The 9,488-nt window shown below is 45.8% G+C and carries 7 protein-coding genes and 1 pseudogene; 6 read left to right on the forward strand and 2 right to left on the reverse strand.

Annotation, left to right across the window (positions count from 1 at the left end; genetic code table 11):
* Positions 1-79: 79 nt before the first annotated feature.
* Positions 80-308, forward strand: a pseudogene (locus KZ793_RS18075) (ISNCY family transposase); the annotation flags it as partial.
* Between the two features lie 370 nt (positions 309-678).
* Here KZ793_RS18075 and KZ793_RS18080 read toward each other — a convergent pair.
* Positions 679-1,446 (reverse strand): DJ-1/PfpI family protein, encoded by a 768-nt coding sequence (locus KZ793_RS18080; RefSeq protein WP_225816597.1) that lies wholly within the window; start codon positions 1,444-1,446, stop codon positions 679-681.
* Between the two features lie 178 nt (positions 1,447-1,624).
* Here KZ793_RS18080 and KZ793_RS18085 point away from each other — a divergent pair, with 178 nt between their 5' ends.
* Positions 1,625-2,596 carry a GlxA family transcriptional regulator gene (locus KZ793_RS18085; protein ID WP_225816598.1) on the forward strand — a complete coding sequence of 324 codons (972 nt, stop codon included), beginning with the start codon at positions 1,625-1,627 and terminating at the stop codon, positions 2,594-2,596.
* Here the strand turns inward: KZ793_RS18085 and prpR are convergent, their stop codons facing one another.
* Positions 2,597-4,261, reverse strand: a complete 1,665-nt coding sequence (gene prpR / locus KZ793_RS18090; RefSeq protein ID WP_225816599.1) for a propionate catabolism operon regulatory protein PrpR — start codon at positions 4,259-4,261, stop codon at positions 2,597-2,599. It lies immediately after the preceding gene.
* A 339-nt stretch (positions 4,262-4,600) separates the two neighbouring features.
* On the opposite strand from prpR, the gene prpB reads away from it, so the two are divergent.
* The 4 genes from prpB to KZ793_RS18110 form a co-directional block, all read left to right on the forward strand.
* Positions 4,601-5,491: a methylisocitrate lyase gene (prpB, locus tag KZ793_RS18095; RefSeq protein ID WP_118986404.1), complete on the forward strand. Its 891-nt coding sequence runs from the start codon at positions 4,601-4,603 to the stop codon at positions 5,489-5,491.
* A 60-nt stretch (positions 5,492-5,551) separates the two neighbouring features.
* Positions 5,552-6,718, forward strand: coding sequence for a bifunctional 2-methylcitrate synthase/citrate synthase (gene prpC, locus KZ793_RS18100; RefSeq protein ID WP_225816600.1), 1,167 nt, complete (start codon positions 5,552-5,554; stop codon positions 6,716-6,718).
* A gap of 54 nt (positions 6,719-6,772) precedes the next feature.
* Positions 6,773-8,224, forward strand: a complete 1,452-nt coding sequence (locus tag KZ793_RS18105) for a bifunctional 2-methylcitrate dehydratase/aconitate hydratase (RefSeq protein ID WP_225816601.1) — start codon at positions 6,773-6,775, stop codon at positions 8,222-8,224.
* A gap of 70 nt (positions 8,225-8,294) precedes the next feature.
* A partial coding sequence (locus tag KZ793_RS18110; protein ID WP_225816602.1) for an AMP-binding protein occupies positions 8,295-9,488 on the forward strand: 1,194 nt, incomplete at its 3' end.

Below are 9,488 nucleotides of genomic sequence, written 5' to 3' on the forward strand. Positions count from 1 at the left end.
GTGCTGAGAGCCGTAATCGGTATTTAAAGATTCGTGTTAGAAGAGGGGCTTGTCCAGCGAGTAACGGACCGTCCCCTAGAAATATGAGGAGGTAATTGATGACAATAGCGCAAAAACTGGAGCAGAAAGCGTTCCGAGAAGGATTTCAGGAAGCATACCAAGAAGCATACCAAGAAGGATTACAGAAAGGTAAAAAACAGGAGATTCTGGAAATCGCCTGTAGAATGATGAACAATGGTATTGATCATGAAACAATAATGAAAACTACTGGATTGAGCCAGAACGAACTTGAACAAATAGCCGATTGACTTATGCTGATACCTTAATCGGCATGAAAGTTCGTGTAAATAAGTGGGCAAAACTTTACATATAAGCGGTATATTATTTGGATAAGTTTGAAATCATACTTTTTCTGTCGGGTATTAAGCTTTTTAATTGAAATAGTATTTGAATAATTAAAGAATATTCCTCAAGTAGAATATTTGAAACATCGTAATCCGATAAACTTTCTCTTGGAAGCGGCAACCGGATTGGTTGCCTATACCTTTTAATCTAAAAAAACAAATCTGGATTTATGCACCTATGAATTAGCCGTTCTTAGAATAGGAAATATTTCCGTTATTGGTAAATAAGTGAACGCTGAAACAGGTTGAATTGAGCCGTAATACGAAAATATATTCAGTAAATATCTGATATTCTCTTGGCGCTTTTAATTAATATTTCTTTGTAATCAGGCGTCTGTTTTTCCACATTGGAAAATATAGCTTGAAGCGTGGCATGGGTTATTTCTTTGCCGGCGAGTTCTGGCATGCCGCTATTGAACGGCGGTTCTGGGCTATATTGCATCGCCAGTTGGACTGTTTGTGCATATTCTTCACCTTTGATTTCAGCAAGCAATGTTAAACCGAAATCAATACCTGCGGTGACTCCACCCCCAGTGACCCGGTTTCTATCGATAACGACTCTTTTATTAACCGGTATTGCACCGAATTTGTTGAGATCGTCTGTCATCGACCAATGAGTCGCTGCTTGATACCCTTTTAGCAAGCCAGCGGCCCCTAACAGGATAGATCCTGTACACACGCTGGTGACCCAGGATGCTTTACTGCCCACTTTATGTATCCAATCAAGCATGTCTAATTCGGAAAGCAAAGCATAAGGATTTCCTGTACCGGGAACACATAAGATATCAACTTTATCTAACTGCTCAAACGTAATGCTTGGCGAGAATGATATATATGCCAGCTCAGTACGCACCGGAAGTAAATCGTGCCAAACATATTCAATATTTAACCATTCTCCGACTTCAAGAACTGTCGCAGGACCAATCATATCAAGTGGCGTCATGCCTGGGAAAATGACAAAAGCGAGAGTGGGTTTTTCTCCAGACGATGCTTTCATTAACGAAGATAATGCCGCAGGATATTCCTTGGATGTGTTTTTCATGGAGAAGTTTTCCTTATCGAGATTGAGAAGCGAACAGAAATTCGTATGCCGCTATTTTTATCGATCGCCGAATATCTGTTATTCCCGGTAGTGAATTGATGAGGCAACTGTAACCGTTAACTGATTGGCGTATATGCCAATATGGCGACGATTTACGCCAAGTGCCATAATTGCCTTTATGGACATTAAAACTCTCTATTTTCTGATCTTCCCCAACGTAAATCTGCTGGACCTTTCAGGGCCATTGCAGGTCTTTACTACCGCCAATGAGCTGGCAGAGAAGACTGGGCGCAGGCGGCCCTACGCCATAAAAGTCGTGGCTTGTGAGCCCGGGCAGGTAATGACGCAGGCCGGAATAACTGTGCAGGCAGAACCCTTGCCTGAGCTGGATTCTCCCGCTGATACTTTGATCGTTGCAGGGGGTCCTGGCGTTGAGTTAGCGGCGAACCATCCGCTATTGCGCAATTGGTTAAAGGGACATGCATTGTTGGCCAGGCGTATTGTATCTGTATGCAGTGGAGCATTCATTCTGGCTGCCTGCGGGTTGCTTGATGGCCGTAGAGTCGTCACGCACTGGAGTAGTTGTGCCGAACTGGCCCGACGTTACAGTAAATTGCAGGTGGAATGTGATCCTATCTTTATTCAGGATGGCTCGGTGTGGACTTCTGCTGGTGTCACCGCAGGCATCGATTTGGCTCTGGCATTACTGGAGGAGGATTTCGGCCATAAACTGGCACTGGATGTTGCGCGGAATCTCGTTATGTTTCTCAAACGTCCTGGTGGGCAGGAACAGTTTAGTGCTCCACTGGCGTTACAAAGCAGCACGAGTAAATTTGCAGATCTTCACGCCTGGATGACCAACAATTTGGCGGGAGACCTTTCAGTGGCAGCTTTGGCCGCTCGTGCCAATATGAGTGAGCGTAGCTTTGTGCGCCACTATAGCCAACATACAGGGATTACACCCGCCAAAGCGGTGGAGCGATTCCGCTTAGAAGCGGCGCGTTATCTTTTGGCTGAATCTACGCTATCGCTCAAGTGTATAGCCTCCCGTTGCGGTTTTGGCTGTGAAGATACTTTACGCCGCAGTTTCTTCCGGATGTTCGGTAGCACGCCACAGGACTACCGTAAGCACTTCAAGGCAACATTTTAGCTATTTATTCTCCGCCATTTCTTTCTTCAATCGTCGCCACAACGTAGTACGGCTAATCCCCAGATATTCTGCGGTTGCATGGTGATTGCCAGAAAACCGTTTCAAGGTTTCATAAACTGAAAGTGGTGCAACAAGTGAAGGTTGTTGAATTGAAGAAGGGGATGACTTCATCCTTTGTTCCGCTAGCTTGAGTGTAGATTGGCGCTCCGGTGAAAGCGCCAATATCAATTCCGGTGTTAAGGTATGTTCAGGATGGGCACTGAGGTATAACGTGAGTCGTTCCATGAGATTACGTAGTTCTCGGACATTACCGGGCCAATGATAGGTTTGCAATGCCTCCTGACAGGCAGCAAGCTCTTGCACTCTTGATTGTGATACCGGTAAGTTCAATGCAGCAAATGCTCGTCGCAGATATTCCAGCGCCAATATACCAATATCGTGACCTCTTTCCTTGAGGGCCGGAATGTTGATCCGCAATACACTCAGGCGATAGAACAGGTCTGTTCGAAAACGTCCTTCTCGAACCCAGGTATCCAGATCGCAATGTGTGGCGCAAATGATCCGAACATCAACAGCAATGGGGCGGTGTCCTCCTACTCTGACAACGGATTTTTCTTCCAGTACCCGCAATAGCCGTGTTTGAAGAGGCAGTGGCATTTCACCAATTTCATCCAGAAATAGCGTGCCCCGATGCGCAACTTCAAAGAGACCTGCACGCCCTCCGCGTCGTGAACCGGTGAAAGCCCCTTCCTCATAACCAAACAATTCAGCTTCCAGTAGAGATTCCGCAATAGCTCCACAGTTAACGGCGACAAACGGGCGTTGATGTTTACCTGCAACCTGACCATACCGCAGGGCATATTCATGGTGAATGGCTTGTGCTACTAGCTCCTTCCCTGTGCCACTTTCCCCCTGTATCAGCACTGTGGCAGGCGAACGGGCATATAGCATAATAGTGTTGCGCACATGTTCCATCATCGCTGAATTTCCCCGGATATCATTGAGAGTGTGGCGGGTACGCAAGGTATTCTCGGTTGGGTAGGCAGAAATTGAAGCTTGGCTGAGCTTGGTCATTCTGGCGATATCCAGTGCATCATGGAATGCCTGGCGAATAGAATCAGCAGAGTAGACAAAAACACCTACCAATTCAGCTTCATAGGCGAGATCGGTAATTAGCCCGGCACCGACAATCACTTTAATGCCAATGGCTTTTAGTGCATTGACTTGGGCCCGTGCATCTTCTTCCGTTACGTAACTGCGTTGTTCAATGCGCAGGTTGAACCGTTGTTGAAATTCTTCTAGCGCAGGTAATGTATTCTGATAGGTGATAACACCAATACGGGAGCTGATTTGTCGTGCGCGGGCTAATGCCTGCATAAAATCAAATCCACTGGCTTTGGCAATAATAACCGGTACTGACAAACGACTTTTAAGATAAGCTCCGTTGGAGCCGGCACAGAGCACGGCATCACAACATTCAGTTGTTAACCGTTGACGAATATGCTGAACCGCATTTTCAAACCCAAGTTGGATAGGCGTGATATTGGCCTGATGATCGAACTCTGGTGTGATATCACGGAAGAGATCAAAAAGACGGGAAACAGATACTGTCCAAATGACCGGTTTATCACGGTTATCACGCTCTGTTGATGGTGTTTCTGCCATGCTATTCCTCTATTTGTACGTTCTGTACGTTGTTTTCCTTAGCTGCACTTTATTCGCTTTTCCCACCACAATCATTCAATGTTTCGCAATTGTTTCATTCGTGTTTCATGAAACGTAATTGATTCATTATGAAACAGATGGGTTTTTCTATCAATGGTACTTTCCTACAAGCTAATAAATATTCTTAGTGCTATTTTTTAATTAAAAAACAAAATATTAACTTTTTATTGTGTTTGTTTTTTAAAACAGTCAGCTATTTTTTACTTTATTGGTACGTATATTGCTAAGTAACATGATAAGTAACAAATGTGTTTCATTATAATAACAATGAGGTCTTGTATGACGCTTTCCTCTGCCGGTTTGGCATTTCGTCAGGCGATAGAAGCTGAATCCCCGCTACAGGTTGTCGGTACCATTAATGCGAATCATGCGTTGCTGGCAAAACGGGCGGGCTATAAAGCTATCTATCTTTCTGGTGGCGGTGTATCTGCGGGTTCATTGGGTATGCCTGATCTGGGAATTTCAACGCTGGATGATGTGTTAACAGATATTCGTCGTATTACCGACGTATGCGATTTGCCATTGTTGGTGGATGCTGATATCGGTTTTGGTTCTTCTGCCTTTAATGTGGCCCGCACTGTGTGTTCCATGATTAAAGCAGGGGCGGCGGGGCTGCATATTGAGGATCAGGTCGGTGCGAAGCGCTGCGGTCATCGCCCGAATAAAGAGATTGTGTCTAAAGAAGAAATGGTTGATCGCATCAAGGCCGCCGTTGATGCCCGTACTGATAAAAATTTCGTCATTATGGCCCGCACTGATGCGTTGGCTGTTGAAGGATTAGCAGCGGCTCTTGACAGGGCAAAAGCCTATATCGAAGCCGGGGCAGACATGCTGTTTCCTGAGGCGATCACTGAATTACATATGTATCAAACATTTGCGTCAACAACCGGGGTTCCAATACTCGCCAATATCACTGAATTTGGTGCAACTCCACTTTTCACGACTGAAGAGTTGAAAAGTGTGGATGTCTCTATTGCGCTTTATCCACTTTCTGCTTTCCGGGCAATGAATAAGGCAGCCGAGCAGGTTTACACCACACTTCGCCGCGAAGGGACACAGAAGAGTGTGATCAGCATGATGCAGACTCGCAATGAGTTATACGAAAGCATCAACTACTACGATTTTGAACAAAAACTGGATCTGCTTTTCTCCCAGAAAAAATCTCAATGACGGACAGCCCCACCTAATTTCGCCGTTTTATATGGCATAAAAACAGTAGAGGTGATACCCATGAGCGAACAGAACACGATGACTGAGTTAACCACTTTCAAGCCTAAAAAGTCTGTAGCCCTTTCTGGCGTCAATGCGGGTAACACGGCACTTTGTACAGTTGGAAAAACCGGTAATGATCTGCACTACCGTGGTTACGATATTCTTGATCTTGCAACCCAGTGTGAATTCGAAGAAGTTGCATACCTACTGATTCATGAAAAATTGCCTTCCCGTGCTGAATTGTCTGCCTATAAAACGAAATTAACTGCACTGCGAGGTCTGCCGGGTAGCGTAAAGGCAGCATTGGAAACATTGCCCGCAGCCGCCCATCCGATGGATGTTATGCGTACTGGAGTCTCGGTTCTTGGTTGTACATTGCCTGAAAAAGACGATCATAATTTTGCGGGAGCGCGTGATATTGCTGACAGATTACTGGCTTCTCTCAGCTCCATGTTGCTCTATTGGTATCACTATAGCCACAATGGACGCCGCATTGAGGTAGAAACCGATGATGAGTCGATAGGCGGACATTTTCTGCATCTCTTGCATGGTAAAAAACCCAGTGAATCATGGGAAAAAACCATGCATACCTCTCTAATCCTTTATGCTGAACACGAATTTAATGCCTCGACATTTACCAGTCGGGTTATTGCAGGAACTGGCACAGATATCTACTCCGCTATCATTGGGGCGATTGGTGCGTTGAGAGGGCCAAAACACGGTGGAGCAAACGAAGTCTCTTTTGAAATTCAACAGCGCTATGAAAATCCTGATGAGGCAGAGAGTGATATTCTGGTGCGCTTGGCGAGAAAAGAGGTCATTATCGGCTTTGGTCATCCGGTTTACACCATTTCAGATCCCCGTCACAACGTCATTAAAGATGTGGCTCTGCAACTTTCTAAAGAGGCAGGAACCACCAAAATGTTTGATATCGCGGATCGACTAGAAGCGGTGATGTGGGCCAACAAAAAAATGTTCCCGAATCTTGATTGGTTCTCAGCGGTTTCCTATCACATGATGGGCGTGCCAACTGCGATGTTTACACCGTTGTTTGTGATTGCCCGCACAGCGGGATGGGCTGCTCACATCATTGAACAACGTATTGATAACAAAATTATTCGCCCTTCAGCCAATTACATTGGGCCAGAAAATCGCGTACTTACGCCAATTGATAAACGTGGATAACGTTCTTTTTGATGCAGGATTCCTGCATGAGTGTTTTTTTAACAAGGAATTATTATGTCTACCTCTGTTGCAAGCAATCGCTGTGAATACGATCAAGTGATTGTGGATATTGTGGATTATGTTATGGCATACGCCATCACATCATCCGTTGCCTATGAAACGGCTTATTACTGCTTTCTGGATACATTAGGTTGCGGGCTGGAGGCGCTGGAATACCCGGCTTGTAAGAAATTGCTAGGGCCGATTGTGCCGGGGACAATTGTACCCAATGGTGTACGTGTGCCGGGAACACAGTTCCAGCTCGATCCGGTACAGGCGGCGTTTAACATTGGTACGATGATCCGGTGGCTGGATTTCAATGACACATGGCTTGCCGCTGAATGGGGGCATCCATCCGATAACCTTGGTGGCATCTTGGCAGTGGCTGACTGGCTATCAAGAAATGCTGTTGCTGGTGGGAAAAAGCCTCTCACGATCAAAGATGTTTTGACGGGTATGGTTAAAGCACATGAAATTCAGGGATGTCTTGCACTGGAGAATGCATTCAATAAAGTTGGTTTAGATCATGTCGTGCTGGTAAAAGTGGCTTCGACCGCTGTTGTTGCTGAAATGTTGGGGTTGAATCGGGAAGAGATCCTGAGTGCGGTATCACTGGCTTGGGTTGATGGTCAATCACTGCGAACTTACCGTCACGCTCCCAATACCGGCTCACGTAAATCTTGGGCTGCCGGTGATGCAACATCCCGCTCGGTTCGCTTGGCCCTGATGGCGCAAAAGGGTGAAATGGGATATCCCTCGGTATTAACCGCAAAAACGTGGGGATTCTATGATGTCTTGTTCAATGGTCAGCCTTTCAAATTCCAGCGTACATATGGCTCTTATGTGATGGAAAACGTGTTGTTCAAGATTGCTTTCCCGGCAGAATTTCATGCGCAAACTGCGGTGGAAGCGGCAATGAGCCTGCATCAGCAACTAAAAGACACCGGCAAGACCATCAATGACATTATAAAAATCACTATTCGTACCCATGAAGCTTGCATACGGATTATTGATAAACAAGGCCCGTTAAACAATCCTGCGGACAGAGACCACTGTATTCAGTACATGGTTGCGATTCCTTTGATCTTTGGTCGTCTTACTGCGGCGGATTACGAAGATAGCGTTGCGGCAGATCCCCGCATTGATGCACTGCGGGAAAAAATAGTGTGTGTTGAAGATCTTGATTTTACCCGTGATTATCATGATCCGGAAAAACGCTCTATTGCTAACGCATTAACTATTGTGTTTGCAGATGGCAGCCAACTTAATGAAGTTAAAGTCGAATTCCCCATCGGCCATGCTCGTCGCCGTAAGGAAGGCATTCCATTATTGCTGAAAAAATTCAAAATCAACCTGGCACGTCAGTTCCCTGAAACACAACAGAGCAAAATCCTGTCTGTTTCCCTTGACCGTTCGTTGCTAGAAAACATGTCGGTAAACGAATACCTCGATTTATACGTTATCTGAATTTCCAATACTATCGGCGGCCGCTCTCCCAAAGTGCCGCTTTATCATCACGCAGCACATAGGAGAGATTATGTCATTCAACGCTTTTTATCAGCAATCCATTGATGATCCCAACGCATTCTGGGCTGAGCAGGCTCAACGTATTTTCTGGCAACACCCGTTCGAGCAAGTGCTGGATTATAGTAATCCTCCCTTTGCTCATTGGTTTTGCGGGGGGAAAACCAACCTATGCTACAACGCGTTGGATCGCTGGCTGGAAAGCCAGCCTGATGCTAAGGCGCTCATCACGATTTCGACAGAAACGAATAGTGAGAAAGTATTCACTTTCAGGGAATTACATCAGGAAGTGAGCAGAACGGCGGCCATGATGCTTTCTCTGGGTGTTAAAAAAGGCGACAGGGTTTTGGTATATATGCCGATGATTGCCGAAGCACTGTTTGTTTTGCTCGCTTGTGCCCGTATCGGCGCAGTTCACTCGGTTGTTTTTGGTGGTTTTGCTGCCCAGAGCCTTGCTACACGGTTGGATAATGCCGAGCCTGTGCTGGTGGTGTCTGCGGATGTGGGATCTCGTGGTGGAAAAATTATTCCTTACAAGCCATTGTTAGATGAAGCCATCGAACTGGCGAACCACAAACCCTACCATGTGTTGATGGTTAACCGCGGGCTGGCAGAAATGGTTTGGGTACCGGGGAGAGATATTGATTTCGCAACATTGCGGCAAGAATACCTTGATTCTGACGTTCCCGTGACTTGGCTTGAATCAAATGAAATCTCCTGTGTGCTTTATACATCTGGCACGACGGGCACCCCAAAAGGTGTTCAGCGTGATGTCGGAGGTTATGCTGTCGCACTGGCAACATCTATGGATATCATTTTTGGCGGTGAAGCGGGTGAGGTATTTTTCAGCACATCAGATATTGGCTGGATCGTCGGGCATTCTTATATTGTTTATGCTCCTTTAATTGCAGGAATGGCAACGATTATGTATGAAGGGCTGCCGATACGGCCAGATGCGGGTATTTGGTGGAAAATAGTAGAAAAGTATCAAGTAACACGGATGTTTTCAGCTCCTACAGCTATTCGTGTACTGAAAAAATATTCGGTTGAATATATCAATGAATACGATATTTCATCACTTAAGTCATTGTATTTGGCGGGAGAACCGCTTGATGAACATACCGCCCGCTGGATTGCCGGGGCTATCAACGTCCCTGTTATTGATAATTACTGGCAGACCGAAACTGGGGTACCGTCAGGATTCCTG

This window comes from Photorhabdus antumapuensis, assembly GCF_020387775.1.
In the GTDB taxonomy this organism is placed as follows: Bacteria; Pseudomonadota; Gammaproteobacteria; order Enterobacterales; family Enterobacteriaceae; genus Photorhabdus; species Photorhabdus antumapuensis.

Coding starts and splice junctions, on each gene's coding strand:
- prpB (WP_118986404.1), top strand. CDS start 4,601: ATGACGCTTTCCTCTGCCGGTTTGGCATTTCGTCAGGCGATAGAAGCT.
- KZ793_RS18105 (WP_225816601.1), top strand. CDS start 6,773: ATGTCTACCTCTGTTGCAAGCAATCGCTGTGAATACGATCAAGTGATT.
- prpC (WP_225816600.1), top strand. CDS start 5,552: ATGAGCGAACAGAACACGATGACTGAGTTAACCACTTTCAAGCCTAAA.
- prpR (WP_225816599.1), bottom strand. CDS start 4,261: ATGGCAGAAACACCATCAACAGAGCGTGATAACCGTGATAAACCGGTC.
- KZ793_RS18080 (WP_225816597.1), bottom strand. CDS start 1,446: ATGAAAAACACATCCAAGGAATATCCTGCGGCATTATCTTCGTTAATG.
- KZ793_RS18085 (WP_225816598.1), top strand. CDS start 1,625: ATGGACATTAAAACTCTCTATTTTCTGATCTTCCCCAACGTAAATCTG.